The 18,270-nt window shown below is 64.2% G+C and carries 18 protein-coding genes; 7 read left to right on the top strand and 11 right to left on the bottom strand.

Annotated features, from left to right (window positions below; all coding sequences use genetic code 11):
* Positions 1-13 precede the first annotated feature (13 nt).
* Positions 14-367, top strand: a complete 354-nt coding sequence (locus BG57_RS09255) for a RidA family protein (RefSeq protein ID WP_035962505.1) — start codon at positions 14-16, stop codon at positions 365-367.
* Between the two features lie 36 nt (positions 368-403).
* Here BG57_RS09255 and BG57_RS09250 read toward each other — a convergent pair whose 3' ends face one another.
* The 4 genes from BG57_RS09250 to BG57_RS09235 all read right to left on the bottom strand — a co-directional run bounded on the left by BG57_RS09250 (position 404) and on the right by BG57_RS09235 (position 4,024).
* Positions 404-1,357, bottom strand: coding sequence for a TauD/TfdA dioxygenase family protein (locus BG57_RS09250; RefSeq protein ID WP_052005684.1), 954 nt, complete (start codon positions 1,355-1,357; stop codon positions 404-406).
* A gap of 39 nt (positions 1,358-1,396) precedes the next feature.
* Complete coding sequence (locus BG57_RS09245; RefSeq protein WP_035962504.1) at positions 1,397-2,413, bottom strand: ABC transporter substrate-binding protein; 1,017 nt, start codon at positions 2,411-2,413, stop codon at positions 1,397-1,399.
* A gap of 115 nt (positions 2,414-2,528) precedes the next feature.
* Positions 2,529-3,302, bottom strand: coding sequence for a hypothetical protein (locus BG57_RS09240; protein ID WP_035962503.1), 774 nt, complete (start codon positions 3,300-3,302; stop codon positions 2,529-2,531).
* Between the two features lie 128 nt (positions 3,303-3,430).
* The gene (locus BG57_RS09235; protein WP_035962720.1) at positions 3,431-4,024 is read right to left on the bottom strand and encodes a nitroreductase family protein; all 594 of its coding nucleotides are present in this window, start codon (positions 4,022-4,024) and stop codon (positions 3,431-3,433) included.
* A 252-nt stretch (positions 4,025-4,276) separates the two neighbouring features.
* Between BG57_RS09235 and BG57_RS09230 the strand changes: the two genes are divergently transcribed.
* The 4 genes from BG57_RS09230 to BG57_RS09215 all read left to right on the top strand — a co-directional run bounded on the left by BG57_RS09230 (position 4,277) and on the right by BG57_RS09215 (position 8,618).
* On the top strand, positions 4,277-4,918 hold the full coding sequence (locus tag BG57_RS09230) for an NADPH-dependent FMN reductase (protein WP_035962502.1): 642 nt from the start codon (positions 4,277-4,279) through the stop codon (positions 4,916-4,918).
* Positions 4,919-4,923: 5 nt separating this feature from the next.
* Positions 4,924-6,528 (top strand): rhodanese-like domain-containing protein, encoded by a 1,605-nt coding sequence (locus tag BG57_RS09225; RefSeq protein ID WP_035962501.1) that lies wholly within the window; start codon positions 4,924-4,926, stop codon positions 6,526-6,528.
* Positions 6,529-6,666: 138 nt separating this feature from the next.
* On the top strand, positions 6,667-7,494 hold the full coding sequence (locus BG57_RS09220) for a MetQ/NlpA family lipoprotein (protein WP_035962499.1): 828 nt from the start codon (positions 6,667-6,669) through the stop codon (positions 7,492-7,494).
* A 134-nt stretch (positions 7,495-7,628) separates the two neighbouring features.
* Positions 7,629-8,618 (top strand): aliphatic sulfonate ABC transporter substrate-binding protein, encoded by a 990-nt coding sequence (locus BG57_RS09215; RefSeq protein WP_035962498.1) that lies wholly within the window; start codon positions 7,629-7,631, stop codon positions 8,616-8,618.
* Positions 8,619-8,658: 40 nt separating this feature from the next.
* On the opposite strand, the gene BG57_RS09210 is transcribed toward BG57_RS09215, so the two are convergent.
* The 3 genes from BG57_RS09210 to ssuD are packed head-to-tail and all read right to left on the bottom strand — an operon-like array spanning position 8,659 to position 11,489.
* Complete coding sequence (locus BG57_RS09210) at positions 8,659-9,450, bottom strand: ATP-binding cassette domain-containing protein (protein WP_081850858.1); 792 nt, start codon at positions 9,448-9,450, stop codon at positions 8,659-8,661.
* The gene (gene ssuC, locus BG57_RS09205; RefSeq protein ID WP_035962497.1) at positions 9,447-10,289 is read right to left on the bottom strand and encodes an aliphatic sulfonate ABC transporter permease SsuC; all 843 of its coding nucleotides are present in this window, start codon (positions 10,287-10,289) and stop codon (positions 9,447-9,449) included. Before ssuC ends, BG57_RS09210 begins: the two co-directional genes overlap by 4 nt.
* A 36-nt stretch (positions 10,290-10,325) precedes the next feature.
* Positions 10,326-11,489: an FMNH2-dependent alkanesulfonate monooxygenase gene (gene ssuD, locus BG57_RS09200; RefSeq protein ID WP_035962496.1), complete on the bottom strand. Its 1,164-nt coding sequence runs from the start codon at positions 11,487-11,489 to the stop codon at positions 10,326-10,328.
* Positions 11,490-11,772: 283 nt separating this feature from the next.
* Between ssuD and BG57_RS09195 the strand changes: the two genes are divergently transcribed.
* Positions 11,773-12,729 carry a sulfonate ABC transporter substrate-binding protein gene (locus tag BG57_RS09195; RefSeq protein ID WP_035962495.1) on the top strand — a complete coding sequence of 319 codons (957 nt, stop codon included), beginning with the start codon at positions 11,773-11,775 and terminating at the stop codon, positions 12,727-12,729.
* Between the two features lies 1 nt (position 12,730).
* Here BG57_RS09195 and BG57_RS09190 read toward each other — a convergent pair whose 3' ends face one another.
* Positions 12,731-13,930, bottom strand: coding sequence for a YbfB/YjiJ family MFS transporter (locus tag BG57_RS09190; RefSeq protein ID WP_035962716.1), 1,200 nt, complete (start codon positions 13,928-13,930; stop codon positions 12,731-12,733).
* 80 nt (positions 13,931-14,010) lie between these two features.
* Positions 14,011-14,946, bottom strand: a complete 936-nt coding sequence (locus BG57_RS09185; protein WP_035962494.1) for a LysR family transcriptional regulator — start codon at positions 14,944-14,946, stop codon at positions 14,011-14,013.
* A gap of 111 nt (positions 14,947-15,057) precedes the next feature.
* Between BG57_RS09185 and BG57_RS09180 the strand changes: the two genes are divergently transcribed.
* The gene (locus tag BG57_RS09180) at positions 15,058-15,798 is read left to right on the top strand and encodes an alpha/beta fold hydrolase (protein ID WP_035962492.1); all 741 of its coding nucleotides are present in this window, start codon (positions 15,058-15,060) and stop codon (positions 15,796-15,798) included.
* Positions 15,799-15,876: 78 nt separating this feature from the next.
* Here BG57_RS09180 and BG57_RS09175 read toward each other — a convergent pair whose 3' ends face one another.
* Together BG57_RS09175 and BG57_RS09170 are read right to left on the bottom strand one after the other, a co-directional pair.
* Entirely contained in the window at positions 15,877-16,827 is a 951-nt protein-coding gene (locus tag BG57_RS09175; protein ID WP_052005698.1) for a hydroxymethylglutaryl-CoA lyase, read from the bottom strand.
* Positions 16,828-16,840: 13 nt separating this feature from the next.
* Positions 16,841-18,202, bottom strand: coding sequence for an MFS transporter (locus tag BG57_RS09170; protein ID WP_035962490.1), 1,362 nt, complete (start codon positions 18,200-18,202; stop codon positions 16,841-16,843).
* Positions 18,203-18,270: the final 68 nt, after the last annotated feature.

The raw sequence follows: 18,270 nt of genomic DNA, 5'->3' as shown, positions 1-18,270 counted from the left end.
ACGGAGAGCATGCATGACCGACATCCAACGTATCGAAACGAACCAGCGCATGAGCCGTGTCGTCAAGGCGGCGGGCCTCGTGTTCATCGGCGGCCAGACTTCCGCCGATCACACGCCCGATGTGAAACTTCAAACCGCAAAAGTGCTGGACAAGATCGACGCGTTTCTGGAGAAAGCCGGCATCGACAAGACGCGCCTCGTTTCCGCGCAAGTGTGGCTCGCGGATATCGACCGCGACTTCGCCGGCATGAACGAAGTGTGGGAAGCATGGGTGCCGCAAGGCCACGCGCCGACCCGCGCGACCGTGCAGGCCAAGCTCGCGGCGCCTGAGTTGCTGGTCGAGATCGCGGTCATCGCGCTGGCCTGATGTCAGGCGATGAACACAGGCGCGACAGCAACGCGTCTAGTTCATCGCCACCGCAGCCGCGGCGCCGACCGGCGATCCTTCTATCGCGACGGACGCCTTGCCATCCGGCCCGACCGGCACATCGCCAACGAGCGTCGTGCGATAAAGCTGGCGGTCGAAGTCGAGATCGAAGATATCGGACGGCGCGAGATGCGCGGTCGCGCGGTTGTCCCAGAACGCGATGCTGCCCGCCTCCCACTTGAAGCGCACCGTGAACTCCGGGCGCGTCACGTGCTCCCACAAGAGTTCGAGCAAGACCTGGCTTTCACGCGGCGAAAGCCCGACGATCTGCTTCAGGAAACTCGGACTCACATACAGCGCCCGCTCGCCCGTCTCGGGATGCACGCGCACGAGCGGATGCTCGCTCACCAGCGTGCGATCGTCGACGGCCTTCGAGAACGCTTCGGTGCCGCTCGCGCCTTGCGGCGGCGCGAAGCGATGCAGGCCACGCAAGCCATCGACGAATGCGCGCAACGGCGCCGACAGCTTTTCATAGGCAATGACGAGATTGGTCCACTGCGTATCGCCGCCATAGGGCGGAATGGTCACGCCGCGCAGTATCGACGCAAACGGCGGATTGACGGCCGCCGTCACATCCGTATGCCATCCGGTCCACGGGCGCAGCAACGCCTGCCCTTCGAATCGCGTCGCCTTGCGAAACTTGGAGATGGAGTAAATCTCCGGATGTCCTTCGACATGACCGAACACCGGATGCCCGATGGTCAGCTCTCCGAACTGTGCAGAGAACGCGACATGCTGTTCGTGGCTCAGGAACTGCTCGCGGAAGAATACGACACGCCACTTCAATAGCGCGGCGCGTATCGCCTCGACCTGCGCGCGCGACAAAGCCTTCCTGAGATCGACCCCGCTGATTTCCGCACCGATGTGCGCGGAAAGCGGACTGACTTTCAAACCGGCTACATGCTCATTGACGACAACGGCTGCATTCACGAATGTGTCTCCCTTCGAATGATGGACAGGCGCCCGGCTTCAACTGCCCTGCGCGGCGGGATCGTCGGCGAAGAAGTAATCCCGCCACGACTTCGGTTCGTGCCGGATCACGCCGACCTTGTAGAGAAATGAGCCCAGCGGTAGCGTGTTGTTCGGCGTCGTGGCGAAGCTGACTTCCTTGTCGTTGAGAATGCGTTCGACGAATGCGGGCGAGAGCTTCGAGCCGTCCTCACGAATGTAGATCGCCGCCGCTTGCGTCTTGTCGGCTTCGATGAGCTTCGCTGCGTCGGCAAGCGCCGCGCGCACGGCGGCATAGGTTTTAGGATTGTCGCGACGCCACTTGTCCGATGTGACGGCGACACTGCTCGTCGCGAGTCCGCCGAGTATGTCGGTGGAGCTCAGCACCTTGTGGATCTTCGGATCGTCGAGTTCCTGGTACTGATACGGCGCGTTCGAGAAGTGCAGGTCGATGACGGAACTGCCCGAGAGCATCGCGGTGGTAGCGTCCGCATGGGGCATGTTCACTTCGAAGCGATCGAGCCGCGCGTAGTGGTCATTGCCAAACGCCTGCGCCGCCGCCATCTGCAAGAGGCGGCCTTGCTGCGATACCGCGACGGACACAACGGCAATGCGGTCTTTCTCGCCGATATCCTTGATGCTGCGGATGCGCGGATCGTTCGATACGAGATACACCGGCACCGCGCTTTGCGCCGATAGCGCGCGAAAATCCTGATGCCCGCGCGTGCGATCCCAGATGGTCATGAGCGGACCGATGCCGAGCGTCGCGACATCCGCCGCGCCGGACAGCAGCGCTTCGTTCACGGCCGCGCCGCCGGAGAGCGTGGTCCATTGCACGTCGATGGCAAGGCCCGCGCGTGCGCCCTGCTTCTCGATCAGCTTTTGATCCTTCGCCACCTTCAGCAGCAAAGAACCGATGCCGTATTGATCGACGATCTTCACACTGCCTTCGGCCTGAGCATGGCTCATCGGCCAAACGAATGCCGCAACCAGTGCGATCAGCGAAGGGAAACGCGTGAGCCAGAGAGATAACGTCATACAGTGACCGTCCAGGCGATATGCGCCAAGAGGATTCACTGTACAAGCGGCATCCTTGCTTCCCAACGAAGAAAGGATGCTACGGATATGCAGTCACGCGAAAAGCGGGCGTTGCTTACTGGGCGGAAAGATAGAACGCGGCATTGCGTTGCGGCGTGACGCCGACGACCGTGAGCAGGCCGTTGACGACCGTCGCTTCCACGGCGACCGATACGTTGTCGAGATAACACGCCGGGCCTGAAAATTTGAGCGTGCCGTCGAGCAGATGCTTGCCCGCAGCGCGCGGCCTGAAGCTGCCGGCGAACGCGCACGTGCCGCGCGCGTCGGCGGCTGTGCCATTGGCGGTGCCGTCGGCGGCGACGGTGATCGTCGCTACCGGCGATACGCCCGATGCGCTGGTCCACGTGCGGGCGACGTCGCTGATCGCGAGCGGCGTATCGTAGGCCGTGCTGTAGTTGCCGTTAAAGGCGGTCGCGGCCGTGTCCGGCAACACGTAGAGGCTCGTGGATGCTGCGAGCGTGCTCTTTGTCGAGAAGTTGCCCGACAGCGAGCCGGCGCGTATTACGTTCGATATCGCGCCGACCGTCGCCTGATCGGAGAAGGCGCCGTTCGACGCTGTCATCGTGCCTTCGATCATCCAGGAGAACGAGCCTTGCCGCGTGAACACGGTGTAGTACTGCCCCGTTTCCAGCACGATAGTCTGCGCCGCCACGGACAAATCGTTGTTTGCCGCGCCGTACCAGATGCCCTCGGGAACCGCGTGCGAGACGCAGGTCTTTTGCAGGTTGCTGAGATCGGAGACACAGGTTTTGTCGTCACCGCCGCCGCCACCGCAAGCGGCGAGCACGACGGGCAGCGCGAGCAGCATCGATCTGAAAAGCAGTTTCATGAGGCGTCTTCGTTGTCTGATGGGAGATCGTGGCTGCCGCGTCTTCAACGTGCCTATGTGCTTCACGTCCTCTGCGGCCTGCCGACAACGGGATAACGGTTCGACGCCGGAAATCTTGAATTGCCCCGTTATGCGGGATCGCCCCACGCGCCGAACCGTGCAATCTCGTCGAGCGGCAATCGCGCACGAGGCGCAAGCTCGCGTTCGGCCAGTTCGGCGGGCAATGCCTGCGCGTCGCCGTGATGCGCCACCGAAATCATGCTCAATGCGGCGTAGCGCTCGGGAATCGCGAAGGTCTCGGTCAGGCCGCTGCCGTCGAAACCGCCCATCGCGTGCGCGGCGAGGTCTTGCGCGTGGGCCTGAAGCAGCAGCGCCATCGCTGCCGCGCCCGCGTCGTAGCTCGCGCTCGGATTGACCGTGCCTTTGGCGGTGAGGGTATCGGCGAGCACGGCGATCAACACTTGCGCGTGCTCGTTCCACTTCTGATTGAAGGGCACGAGCAAGGCGAACGCGCGATCGAACGCCTCTCGATCCTGCGATTTCTCGAACACGAGAAAGCGCCACGGCTGCACGTTATATGCCGACGGCGCCCAGCGCGCCGCCTCCAGCAACGCGACGACCTGCGCGTGCGCGACGGGACGATCGGCGTAGGCGCGCGGGCTCCATCGTCCGGCGATCAGCGGGTGAATGGCGATATCGGTCGGTGCGGGACGGTGTGTCATAAGCCTCTCGTGATGGATGTGAATGGCGGGTTCGAGCATACCGCGCGCAAATACGTCCGCAGAACAGGCATCGAACGAATGGTTTGCGATATGCAATTCACGATTGGCGCTATCGCCGCGCGCCGAGCGTACGCTGCCACACCGATGCATATCCTTAGCGGAATTCGTGCGTTCCGGTGCGCGTGCGCGCTCGTTATGATGGCTGGCTCGGGGCTTGCAACATTGCCGATATCATCCCAAGGGAGCCTGATCTTGACTCAGATTCAATCACCGCGCAGACCGCTCGTCGTCGGCATTGGCGGCACCACGCGCCCGGCGTCATCGACTGAACGCGCGCTGGCTTTCGCATTGAAAGGCGCGCAGGAAACCGGCGCGCGCGTGCAATTGTTCGGCGGCGCGTTCCTGCACAGCCTGCCGCACTACGCGCCCGAAACACGCGAACTGACCGATGAACAACACGAACTGATCGAAGCGGTGCGCGCCGCCGATGCGTTGATCATCGCGACGCCCGGCTATCACGGCGGCATCTCGGGCCTGGTCAAGAACGCGCTCGATACGCTCGAAGAACTGCGGCTCGACGATCGCCCGTACCTCGATGGCCGCGCGGTCGGCAGCATCGTGACGGCCTATGGATGGCAGGCCGCAGGCACGGTGCTTACGTCGCTGCGCTCGATCGTGCACGCGCTGCGCGGCTGGCCGACGCCGTTCGGCGCAGCCGTCAACACGCTCGAAACGCGCTTCGAAACCGCCGATACGTGCTCGGACCCGAAAGTGGTCGAGCAGCTTCGCACCGTCGGGCGGCAAGCGTCGACGTTCGCGCTGGCGTTCGGCGCGCATGCATCGTCGGATGCGTATCACGCGGTCGAGCATCGCGTGGCTGTCGCGCAGAGTTGACACGCATGAGCCAGACTCAATTCGCGGTGCGGACGTATCAGGACGTGCGCGAGGCGCTTCTTGAGAAGCGCGAGATCGCGCTGCTCGACGTGCGCGAGGAAGACCCGCACGCGCAATCTCATCCGCTGTTCGCGGCGAATTTTCCGCTGGCGCGCATTGAACTCGATGCTTATACGCGCCTGCCTCGCCGCACTGTCTCCATCGTATTGCTCGATGACGGCGAAGGGCTTGCATTGCGCGCCGCGCAGAAGTTCGCGGAGCTGGGCTATACGCACGTCGCGCTGCTGAAAGACGGCCTCGCCGGCTGGATTCGAGCAGGCGGCGAGGTGTTTCGCGACGTGAATGTGCCGAGCAAGGCGTTCGGCGAATTCGTCGAAGCGCGGCTTCATACACCGATGCTGTCCGCTCCGACACTGCACGAGTTGCAGAAAAATGGCGATGACGTCGTGGTGCTCGATGCGCGCCGCTTCGACGAATATCGCACGATGAACATTCCGGGCAGCATCAGCGTGCCGGGTGCGGAACTGGTGCTGCGTGCGCGCGCACTCGCGCCGGATGCGGCGACGCGCATCGTGGTCAATTGCGCGGGGCGCACGCGCAGCATCATCGGTGCGCAATCGCTGGTCAATGCGGGCTTGCCGAACCCGGTGGCCGCGCTGCGCAACGGCACGATCGGCTGGACGCTTTCAGGGCAGGCGCTGGAACACGGCAGCGAACGGCGCTTCGATACCGATGCGGGGCGCGATGCGTCGTCGCTCGACGCATCGCGGAAGGCGGCGCACGCGCTTGCCGATCGTGCGGGCGTGCGGCGCACGTCGCTCGAAGAGGCGTCACGATGGGCCGAGGATGCGGCGCGTACGGTCTATCGGTTCGATGTGCGAACGCCGGAAGAGTATGAGGCGGGGCACGCGCCGGGATTTCAGAACGCGCCGGGCGGCCAGCTCGTGCAGGAAACCGAGATGTTCGCGCCGGTGCGCGGCGCACGCGTCGTGCTTGTGGACGACGACGGCGTGCGTGCGAACATGACGGCGTCGTGGCTGGCGCAGATGAACATCGAAACGTATGTGGTCGACGGCGTATCGTCAGGATCGCTAAACGAAACGGGCCCGTGGCGGCCTGATCGGCCTCAGCCGCCGAGCGTTCCTTCGCTTGCGCCCGCTGAACTGTCGGCGCTGCTAGCTGATCCGGACAGTGGCGTCGTGTTGCTCGATGTTGCGCCGGGCGCGAGTTTCGTGAAGGCCCATATCATCGGTGCGCGCTGGATTTTGCGATCGCGTCTTACGCCGGCATACGATCATTTGCCCGATGCGAAGCGTTACGTGGTGACATGCGGCACGAATGCGCTTGCACCTTATGCCGCCGCCGACGTTGCTGCGTTGACGGGCAAGCCGGTGCATGTGCTGGAGGGCGGAACTTCGGCGTGGGTGCGCGCGGGATTGCCCACTGAGGGCGGCGAGAGCGGGATGGTGTCGCCGCGTATCGACAGGTATCGGCGTCCGTATGAGGGCGTGGATAACGCGCGGGAAGCGATGCAGGCGTATCTCGAATGGGAGTACGGGCTGGTCGCGCAACTGGAGCGTGACGGCACGTGCGGATTCTTCGTGGTTTGAAGTCACCGAGGCCGCGCCAATAGACCGGCGCGAAACCAACAGCCGCACGTATAACCATATCGCCCGATATTATTTGCCCCTTGCGCCCGCGCTAATTAGCATCACGACTTCCATACCAAGTCGCGGAAACCGCAAACCATGAAGCTAAAAGCGCCCATCAAAACCGCCCTGTTCTCCGCATTGATTGCATTGGGCATCGCAAGCGCACAACCGGCGCTCGCCGCGGACAAGACAATCCGCGTAGGCATCATGTCGGGCGAAGACGAAGACGTGTGGCGCGCAGTCGCTGCCAATGCCGCGAAGCAGGGCATCAAGGTGAAGGTGACGACGTTCTCCGACTACACCCAGCCCAACGAGGCGCTCGCGCAACACGACCTCGATGCCAACTCGTTCCAGCACAAGCCCTATCTCGACGCACAGATCAACGCGCGTCATTACGACATCGTGCCGGTCGGCTTCACCTATGTGCAGCCAATCGGTCTCTATTCGCGCAAGGTCAAATCGGTAGCGGAATTGCCGCAGAACGCCGCCATCGGCGTGCCGAACGATCCGAGCAACGAGGGCCGCGCGCTATTGCTGTTGCAAGCGAATGGCATCATCAAGCTGCGTGAAGGCGTCGGCCAGCTGCCGACGGCGCGCGATATCGCAAGCAATCCGAAGCATGTTCAGATCAAGGAACTGGATGCGGGCATCGTCGGACGCGCGATCGGCGATCTCGACGCAGCCGTCGTCAACACTGACTGGGCGATCAAGGCCGGCATCAAGATCCCGCAGGAACGCATCGCGCAGGAGAGCGTGAACGGCAATCCGTATCGCAACTTCATCGCGGTGAATGCGAAGGATGCGCAAGCGCCCTGGGTCAAGACGCTGGTGCAGAGCTATCAGCAAGCGAACGTGGCGTCGGCGATCCTGACTGTCTATCACGGTGCGACGCTGCCCGCGTGGGACGGCGCACCGCAGCACTGAACGCACGCCACGGGTTGTCCGCACGCTTATCGCCGTGCGCGGGATCGATAGCTGAATCCGTCAGTTAGCGCGGGATCGTCGCATTGCTACGATGACGATCCCGCGACCTCGCACACGACGAAAGGACACCCGCAATGGCGCCGATGACCCGACGCACCTTCACCCGCCTCGCGCTCGCTTCCACGCTCGGCGCCGCGCATTCGTTCGCGTTCGCGCAGGCATCGCCGCAAGTGCTGCGCATCGGCTATCAGAAGTCATCGACGCTCATCACGCTGCTCAAGACGCGCGGCTCCCTCGAAAAGGCGCTCGCGCCGCTGAACGTGCGCGTATCGTGGAACGAATTCGCAAGCGGTCTGCCGCTGACCGAAGCGCTCAACGTGAACGCCGTCGACTTCAGCGCCGATGTCGCCGACACCGTGCCGATCTTCGCGCAGGCCGCCCATGCGAGCTTCGTCTATGTCGCGCAGGAAGCGCCGTCGCCCCACGCGCAGGCCATCATCGTGAAGAAGGACGGGGCTGTCCGTTCGCTCGCGGATCTGAAGGGCAAGCGCATTGCTGTGACGAAGGCCGCCGGCAGCCATTATCTTTTGTTCGCTGCACTCGCACGCGCCAAGCTCGAACCCGCCGACATCAAGACCGCCTATCTCACGCCGGCCGACGGACGCGCCGCATTCGAGCGCGACAGCGTCGATGCGTGGATCACGTGGGACCCGTATGTCGCTTCGGTGGAGAAGACGAACGATGCGCGCGTGCTCGTCGACGGCGCAGGGCTGGCCTCGTATCAGCGTTACTACCTCGCATCGCGTTCGTATGCCGCTGCGCATCCGCAGATCGTGCAGACCGTGTTCGACCAATTGAGAGGCGCCGGCGAGTGGCTGCTCGCCCATCAGCAGGATGCCGCGAATGCGCTCGCGCCGGTGTGGGGTCTCGATGCCGCGACCATCGAACGCGCGAATGCACGCCGCAGCTATGTCGTGCGCGCGGTGACGGCGCAGAACTTCGGTGAACAGCAGACCATCGCGGACACGTTTCATCGCAACGGCTTGCTGCCCGCGCGTGTCGACACGAAAGAGTCGCTCGTATGGGATTTCGCCGCGAAGCAGGCCAAAGCCATCGCGGCGTAACTGCGTTGCGGGCCTTCAGCGAAGGCCCGCCTGTTTCCCTTTAACCCTGCTTCAGAATCCGGCGCAACACGCGCTCTTCGAGTGCCGACGCTTCCGCCGATGCCTGCTTGCGCGGCCGTGCCAGTGGCACGGGCTGATCCAGCGCGATACGCCCTTCCTCGATCAACAGAATGCGGTCACCGAGCACGACCGCCTCATGCACGTCATGCGTCACGAGCAGCGCGGTAAAGCGATGCTCGCGCCACAGCCGTTCGATCAACGCATGCATTTCGATGCGCGTGAGCGCATCCAGCGCGCCGAGCGGTTCATCGAGCAGCAGCAGTTGCGGCCGATGCACCAGCGCGCGCGCCAGCGCCACGCGCTGTCTCTGGCCACCCGACAGTTGCGACGGCCAGTCGTTCTCGCGTTCCAGCAGCCCGACTTCCGCCAGCACCGCCCGAGCCTGATCGCGTGCGCCGCGCTTGAGGCCGAGCATCACGTTTTGCAGCACGGTCTTCCACGGCAACAGCCGCGCGTCCTGAAACATGATGCGCGTGTCGAGCGCCTCGCCGTTGCTCGCGCGCATCGACAGCGCGCCGCCGCTGGGCGTTTCGAGGCCAGCGATGAGCCGCAGCAGCGTCGACTTTCCGCATCCGCTGCGTCCGACGATCGTCACGAAGCTGCCCTGTTCGATCGACAGGTCCAACGCCGACAACACCGTGCGATCGCCATAACGCTTCTCGACGCCGCGCAGCTCCACCGCGACATCGTGCGCAATCCGCGCATGCGGTTGCGCTCGCTCGATCGTCGAGCGCTCGTCCACTCTGAACGACACAGCAGCAGTCGCGCTCATGCCTTCTCTCCTCGTTGATACGCCGGATGCCAGCGCAGCGCCGCGCGTTCGATGCCTTTCGCGAGCACGTCCGCGAGCTTGCCGAGCACCGCATAAAGCAGGATGCCGACGACCACCACGTCCGTTTGCAGGAACTCGCGTGCGTTCATCGTCATATAGCCGATGCCCGATTGCGCCGAGATGGTTTCGGCGACGATCAGCATCACCCACATGAGGCCGAGCGCAAAGCGCACGCCGACGAGAATCGACGGCAACGCGCCCGGAAAGATCACATCGCGATACAGCGCGAAGCCCTTCAGGCCATAGCTGCGCGCCATCTCGATCAGGTTCGCATCGACGGAACGGATGCCGTGGAACGTGTTGACGTACACCGGAAAGAACACGCCCAGCGCGACGAGAAAAATCTTCGCTTCCTCTTCGATGCCGAACCACAGAATGACGAGCGGAATCATCGCGAGCGCGGGGATGTTGCGGATCATCTGCACCGTGGAATCAAGCGCGACTTCGAACGGACGAAAGAGTCCGGTCCAGAGTCCGAGCACCAGCCCGACGCCGCCGCCGATAGCCAGGCCCAGCAACGCGCGCCAGGCGCTGACTTTCACGTTCGCCCACATATCGCCCGACTGAATCAGCGCCCATGCCGATTTGACGACGGCAAGCGGCTCGGGCAGCACGCGCGTCGAAAGCACGCCGGCACGCGTCGCATATTCCCAGAGCAGCAGGATGGCAATGGGCACGAGCCACGGCGCGATCGCCGCGCCGATCCGCCTGAAAATGAGAGCGCCGTATCGCTTGTTCTGCGCTGCGGCGGGTATCGCCTGAGTGAGGGCATCGGCCATGCTGCTAGTTCCTCCGATGAGATTGCGATTGCATGTTCAGCTCTGGCTCGCGTTAGGCAGATAGCTATTGCCGACGATTTCGCCGAACGGTCCCGACAACGGACCGGACTTCTTCTCGGCCTGCACCCCGCGCTCGCCGAGAAGCGGGAACACGAGTTCGGCGAACCGGTACGACTCTTCGAGATGCGGATAGCCGGAAAGAATGAACGTCTCGATGCCGAGGTCCGCATATTCCTTCATGCGCGCCGCCACTTGTTCCGGATTCCCAACTAATGCCGTTCCAGCGCCACCGCGCACGAGGCCCACGCCCGCCCAGAGGTTCGGATAGATCTCGAGCGTCTCGCGGCCGCCGCGCTTGCCGCCGTGCAACTGCGCCATGCGGCGCTGGCCTTCCGAATCCATCTTTGCGAAGGCAGCCTGCGCACGCGCGACCGTCTCATCGTCGAGATGGCTGATCAGGCTGTCGGCCGCCGCCCATGCTTCCTCTTCGGTCTCGCGCACGATCACATGCAGGCGGATGCCGAAGCGAATCTTGCGACCCTGCGCTTGTGCGCGGGCGCGTATATCGTCGAGCTTCTTCCTGACCGCTTCGGGCGGCTCGCCCCAAGTGAGATAGGTATCGATATGGGTCGCGGCGATGTCATGCGCCGCCGCCGACGAACCGCCGAACCACAGCGGCGGATGTGGCTTCTGCACCGGCGGATACAGCACCTTGCCGCCCTTCGATTGCAGATGCTTGCCATCGAACTCGATGGCTTCGTTCGTATGCGATGCGCTCAGCAGATTGCGCCAGATATGCAGGAATTCATCGGTGATTTCGTAGCGCGTGTCGTGATCGGCGAAGAGGCCGTCGCCTTCCAGCTCGGCTGCGTCGCCGCCCGTCACGACGTTGATCAGCAGACGACCGCCCGACAGTCGATCGAACGTGGACGCCATGCGCGCGGACAATCCCGGCGACGACAAACCCGGGCGGATCGCGACGAGAAACTTCAGCTTCTTCGTGGCCGCGATGAGGCTCGATGCGACGACCCATGCGTCTTCGCACGAACGTCCTGTGGGAAGCAGCACGCCTTCATAGCCGAGCGTATCGGCGGCGGTTGCAATCTGCTGAAAATACGAGAGGTCAGCGGCGCGCGCCCCTTTCGACGTGCCCAGATAGCGGCTGTCACCGTGGGTCGGGATGAACCAGAACACATTCATGCGCTATTCCTCTTTGCCTTCGTTGAGCGTTTTTTGACGGCGATGCCGTCGCAGACGAGTAGGCCAGTTTAAGGACGCGCGTGACTGCCGCGAACGATGGAATTCAGCTTTGGTTTTCTGCTTTAGTGCTTTGCAAGCGGGAGCGGCGCGTCTATCGCCATGACGGTGATTTGCTTAGTCGAATAGATCATTTCACGGCGCTCGTGCGCCTCGTTAGCATGGCGGACCGGCCGTCTCGCTGAAGCAGGCGGTCGCGTCACTCATATGCCGGAGGCTTTGCACCATGAATCGCACGACATCGAAAAGCCGCCGAATTTTCCTGGCCGCGCTCGCCGGAACGCTCGGAGGAATGGCGGCGCCGTCCTGGGCGAAGTTCGAGAACGATCGCTTCAGAATCGGTTATCAGAAGGCCGCGAGCACGCTCGTGTTGCTCAGGGCGAACGGCACGCTGGAGAAGCAGCTCGCGCCGCTAGGCGTAAAAGTGACGTGGACCGAATTCCCCGCTGGCCCGCAATTGCTCGAAGGGCTGAATGTCGGCGCGATCGACTTCGGCTATGTCGGCGAAGCGCCACCCGTGTTCGCGCAAGCGGCGGGCGCGGACTTCGTCTATACCGCCTACGAAATTCCGACGCCGCACGCAGAAGGCGTGATCGTCCCGCAAGACTCACCGATCAAAAGCGTCGCCGATCTGAAGGGCAAGAAAATCGCCTTCAACAAGGGATCGGATGTGCACTGGTTCATCGTCGCGTTGCTGCGCAAGCACGGGCTCGCCTATACCGACGTTCAACCCGTGTTTCTCCCACCCGCCGATGCGCGCGCCGCGCTCGAACGCCGCTCCATCGATGCCTGGGCGATATGGGACCCGTTCCTCGCGGCGGCGCAGGCGCAGAGCAATGCGCGTCTGATCGCGGATGCAGACGGCGTGGCGAGCCATCATCAGTTCTTCCTGAGCCAGCGCGAATTCGCCCAGAAGCGCAAGGACGTGATCGGCATCGCGATGGATGCGCTCGGCAAGCAAGGCCAATGGGTCAAGCAGAATCCGGCGGAAGCCGCCGCGCAGCTCGCGCCGATTCAAGGGCTCGACGCCGCGATCATCAAGACCGGACTGGAGCATTACGAGCATGTGTATCGTCCGATCGATTCATCCGTGCTGGACCAGCAGCAGCGCATCGCGGATACGTTCTATGAACTCAAGCTCATTCCGCGCAAGATCGTGACGAAGGACGCGGCGCTGGCCTGATTCACTTCGACCGCGCCACCGCAACGACATCGACCACGAACGCGACGCCGAGCGCCGCCGCGCCGATCGCGAACAGCAGGCGGTAGTCGCCGCCGCTGTGCGAGAACAGGAACGACAGGCCATAGGCGGATGCAGCCTGCATCACGGCGAAGCTCGTCGTCGCGGTGCGCCAGGCGCGTTTTTGCGCGGCGGGATGATGCGCGAGCAATTCGTTCACGCGGCCAAGCACGAGCGGCACGATGCCCGGCGTGAACGCGCCGACGACGACACTCGATACCATCAGCAGCGCCGCGCCCGATGCGATCACAGGCAGCACGACCGCGACGAGCTGAAGCACGAGCGCGACGCGCAACGCACGGCCAAAGCCCGCGCGATCCGCGAGATGCCCGCTCAACAGCGGCCCCGCAATCGCGCCGAGTCCATACAGCACCCAGTATTGCGCGCCCGCATCGACACCCTTGCCGAGCCCGCGTGCGACGTAATCGACGAGAAAAATCATGTGCGGCACGAGGCCGACCGCGTTCAGCCCGTACTCCGCGAAGAGCGCGCGCAACGCGGGCGCCGGCGGCGATTTCGCTTTCGGTTGCTCGTTGACTGGCGATGACGGCGCATCTTGCGCAGGCCATCCATTCCACGCGATGACCGTCAGCAGCAGCGACACCGCCGCAAGCCCGAGCCACGTCTGTCGAAGCCCTTCTCGCAGCAACAGCGGCACGATGGTCCCCGATGCGGCGATGCCCAGGCCGATGCCGGTGAAGATCGCGCCGCCCGCGAAACCGCGCCGCGACGGCGCGACGTGCGCGAGGATCGTCGGTGCGGCGAGCACCATCAGCGCGCCGCCGGATATCCCTGACGCGAGCCGCCACACGAAGAACCACGCGAACGACACCGGAAACGCGCACGCGATGAACGCGATGGTCGCGAGCAGCATCATCGCGCGCAGCACGGTTGCCGGACGCGCATGACGAACGAGCGCGCCCGCCGACAGCGCACCGACCAGATAGCCGCCGAGATTCGCCGCGCCGAGGTAAGCCGCCGTCGATGCGGGGAACCAGTGCGCGCCGATGATCGCCGGCAGCAGCGGCGTATAGGCGAAGCGAGCGAGCCCGATGCCGACGAGACTCGCGCTCGCGCCCGCCAGCACGCCGCGCCACACCTGAAACGTCGCGCCCTCCGGTTGATTCGACACTGCGTATCGCATGCTCCCTCCGTACCATTGCATGCAGTTTATATTCGCGCGATTCGCGAGAGAATCGGCGGGATACGGAAGAGACTCTTTCGCTAAACGGTCGACTGTCGCCGCGTGGCGATCCGCAATCGCTTGAACTGGCGGCGCAAACGCGGCGTCGCGAAGTCGACGAACGCGCGCACTTTCGGCACGGCGAGCCGTCCTTGAGGCGTCAGCAAATGGACCGGCAACGGCGCGTGCTCGCTGTCGGGCAGCACGATGCGCAGCGCGTCGTCCTGTACTTCCTTCGCGACGTGATACGAAAAAAGCCGCGTCACGCCCTGCCCGTCGACGGCGGACGCCACCGCCGCCCACACCGTGTTGACGATGATGCGCGGCGCGAACTGCACGACCTGCGGAATCGCGGAGCCGCTCGATGCGGGAAAGCTCCACGAATCGAGGCCGAAATGCGTCATCGAGATGATGCGATGCTGCGCAAGATCGGCGGGGGTATTGATAGGCGGATGGGCGTCAAGGTATTCCGGCGACGCGGTCACGACCCGCCGCACTTCGCCCACGGGAATCGCGATGAGCGTCGAGTCCGCGAGATGCGCGATGCGCAGGGCGATATCGATGCCCTCGTCGATCAGGCTCACGGGCCGGTCGAGCAATTGCAGGCGCACGGATACGGCGGGGAAGCGCGCGAGGAAGTCGTCGAGCATCGGCGCGAGCAACGCTTCGCCAGCGGCCACGGGCGCGGTGATCGTCAGCAGGCCGCGCGGCGCGGAGCGTTCGTGCGCGACGAGCAGGTCCGCTTCCTCGAGATCGGTCAGGATGCGCCTGCACGCGGACGCATAACGTTCGCCCGCTTCACTCAGCTTGATGGTGCGTGTGGTGCGATGAAGCAGCGCGGTGCCGGTATGCGCTTCGAGAAAGGCGATGGCGCGGCTGACGGCGGCGGGCGAACGTCCGAGCCGCCGCCCCGCGCCCGCGAGACTGCCTTCGTCGAGGGTGGCGATGAAGACTTTCATCGCGTCGATTCGATCCATGAAGTGTGCGGGCGATGGTTGAGTGATGCACGAAGTCTAACCGCGCACTGCACGCATCCGCCGATGCGTTGTACGATGCTTCACCATTGCGCATTCACGGAGCATGACCGCATGTCGTCCACGCACGCAAGCCCGGCAAGAACCTTCGTCCTGATTCACGGCGCATGGCATGGCGGCTGGTGCTGGCGCTTCGTCGCGGACCGGCTAACGGCGCGCGGGCATCGCGTGTTCGCGCCTTCGCTGACGGGTCTTGGCGACCGGCGTCATCTCCTGGGCGCGGCGACATCGCTCGATGTGCCGATTGCGGACATCGAGAATCTCATCGAATCGGAAGAACTCAGCGATGTGGTGATCGTCGGTCACAGCTTCGGCGGGCTGGTGGCGTCGGGGGTGGCGGACCGCAGGCCGCAGGCGATACGCTCGCTCGTCTTTCTGGATAGCCTGCTCGTCGAAAACGGACAGGCCGCGTTCGATGTGCTGCCGGCCAATGTCGTGAAGGAGCGCTTGGACTCGGTCGAAGCGAGCGGACAGACGCTTGCAATGCCCGTCAACGGACTGGCGGGCACGGCCATACCCGACGATCACCCGCTCGCGGACTGGGTGCGCCGCCGCTTGACGCCGCATCCTGTTGCGACGTATCGCACGCCGTTGCATCTGAAGCATCCGCTCGGCAATGGCTTGCCCTGCACGTACGTGCATTGCGCGAATCCTTCTTATGACACGCTAGCGGCGGTGCGGGAACGGGTTCGCGCGCTGCCCGGCTGGGGATGGGAATCGATCGATACCGGGCATGATGCGATGATTCTCGCGCCCGACTTGCTGGTGGAAGTGCTGGAGAGGCTGGCGGGCTGAGCCTCCCCGCATGAGTGCCGCGAACGCAAGTTTTCGCTCGCCCGGTATCCGCCCAGTGTGAGCGGATACCGGGCGGCTTCACGCGACCACCGCCTCCCTCGTCCGAAACGTCTTCGGCACCCCCGCCCGCGCGATCGCACCGGTAAAGGCCTCGCCCGGCAACCATTGCGCAAGCGTCTCGCGCATCGCCAGCAGCTTGTCCAGGTCGATACCCGTCTTCAGCCCTTCGGCTTCCAGCAGGAACACCGTGTCCTCGGTATTGATGTTCCCCGTCGCGTTCGGCGCGAACGGACATCCGCCCAGTCCGCCAAGCGACGAATCGAACACGCGCACGCCGGCATCGAGCGCGGCGAGCACGTTCGCCAGCCCCAGGCCGCGCGTATCGTGGAAATGACACGCCACCGGCACCGCGCCGGCCAGCGCGCACACCTTGCTCATCAGCGCACGCACTTGCCCGGGATTCGCATAGCCGACGGTATCGGCGACGGTGATCTCGTCCGCGCCCGCCTCGATCAGCTTGTCGACGAGACCGAGGACCACGCTCTGCTCGACCTTGCCCGCGATGGTGCAGCCGAACGCCGTCGCCACGCCCGCGCCCAGCACGACGCGCGGCGCGCGATCATCCCGCTCCGCGACGATGCGCCCGAAGTCCTCCAGCGACTCCGCCGTGCTGCGGCGCACGTTCTTGAGATTGTGCGCATCGCTTGCCGACAGCACGTAATGCACTTGCGCGACGCCCACATCGAATGCACGCTGCGCGCCCTTCAGGTTCGGCACGAGCGCCGACGCGTGCAGGCCGTCGATCGCGAGCGCGCCGCGCGCCACATCGACCGCATCGGCGAACTGCGGCACGACCTTCGGCGGCACGAACGACGTGACCTCGATGTCGCGCACGCCCGCATCGACCATGCGGCGGCACCAGTCGAGCTTCTGCTCCGTGGTGAGAATCTTGCCGACCATTTGCAGGCCATCGCGCAAGCCGACTTCGCGCACACGGACAGCGGGCGTTCCAATCACTGCATCGTTCATCTCGATGTTCCTTTCAAAGCGTCGCATCCGCGACAGTCGCGCCGCCTTCGGCACGGCTTTCTTCCTTCGCGGCCGCCGCCGATGTCACCGGTGCCAGGCGCACCGCCGCAATCGCGCCGAGCACCATCAGCAGCGCAATCGCACCGAGGCCGCCGACCATGCTGTTCGTGAGCGTCTTGATGGAGCCGATGATCATCGGGCTCACGAAGCCGCCGAGCAGGCCGAGGCAGTTGATCATCGCGACGCCACCGGCCGCGCCGCTGCCGCGAATGTAGTCCGTGGAGATCGCCCAGATCAGCGGATTCGGCGCGAGAATGCCCGCCGTCGCGATCGAGAGCGCGACAAGCGACAGCGCGAGGTTGCCGGTCGTGAACGCCGCGATGACGAGGCCCGCCGCGCCGCACACCATCGGGATCGCGCAGTGCCAGCGGCGCTCCATCGTGCGGTCGGAATGGCGGTTCAGCGTGACGAGCGCAACCCAGCTCACGAAGTACGGAATCGCCGAATAGCAGCCGATGGCAAGCGAACTCGTCACGCCCGCGCTCTTGATGAGCGTCGGCAGCCAGAACCCGATGGCGAACACGCCGGCGATCTGCGTGAACCAGACGAAGCCCATCACGTAGACGCGGAAATCGCGAAGCGCGCGGGAGAACGTATGCTCCGCGTGCGTCGCGGAAACACTCGACGTCTTGCGGATATCGCGCAGCACGAGGTTCTTCTCGGCTTGCGTGAGCCACTTCGCCTGCTCGGGGCCGTCCTGCAGATAGAAGTACGCCATCACGCCCAGCACGCTTGCCGGCAAGCCCTGCACGATGAACATCCACTGCCAGCCGTGCAGCCCGGCATAGCCATTGAAGTAGGTCATCAGCGCGCCGGAAAGCGGCCCGCCGAAGAGACCGGCGATACCCGTCGCACACGTGAAGATCGCGATGACTTTCGCGCGGCGCTCGACCGGATACCAGCGCGTGAGATAGAAGATCACGCCGGGATAAAGACCCGCTTCCGCGAGCCCGAGAAAAAAGCGCACGGTGTAGAGATGCGAAGGCAGCGTGACGAAGGCCGTCCCCGCCGCAATCACGCCCCACAGAATCATGATGCGCGAAAACGTCCGCTTCACGCCGATGCGCGCCAGCAGCAGATTGCTCGGCACTTCCATCAGCACGTAGCCGAGGAAGAAGATGCCCGCGCCGATGCTGTAGGTGAGATCGCTGAAGCCGACATCATGCTTCATGTCGAGCTGCGCAATGCCGATGTTGATGCGATCCAGAAACGCGAACACGTAGCACAGGAACAGGAACGGAATCAGCCTGCGCGTGATCTTGCCGTAGGTCTGTTCCGCGTCGGGCGCGTCGAAACTGCCAGGGTTGGGGGTCATGTCTGTCTCCTCCGGTGAGTCCGGGTGTCGTGCCGGCCAGTCGATGCCGGCCGGTGCTTGCTTCATGC

Origin of the sequence: Caballeronia grimmiae, from assembly GCF_000698555.1 — a bacterium.
GTDB lineage: Bacteria > Pseudomonadota > Gammaproteobacteria > Burkholderiales > Burkholderiaceae > Caballeronia > Caballeronia grimmiae.
Note: the sequence above shows the minus strand (reverse complement) of the source record. Positions and strands in the feature narration are given on the sequence as shown.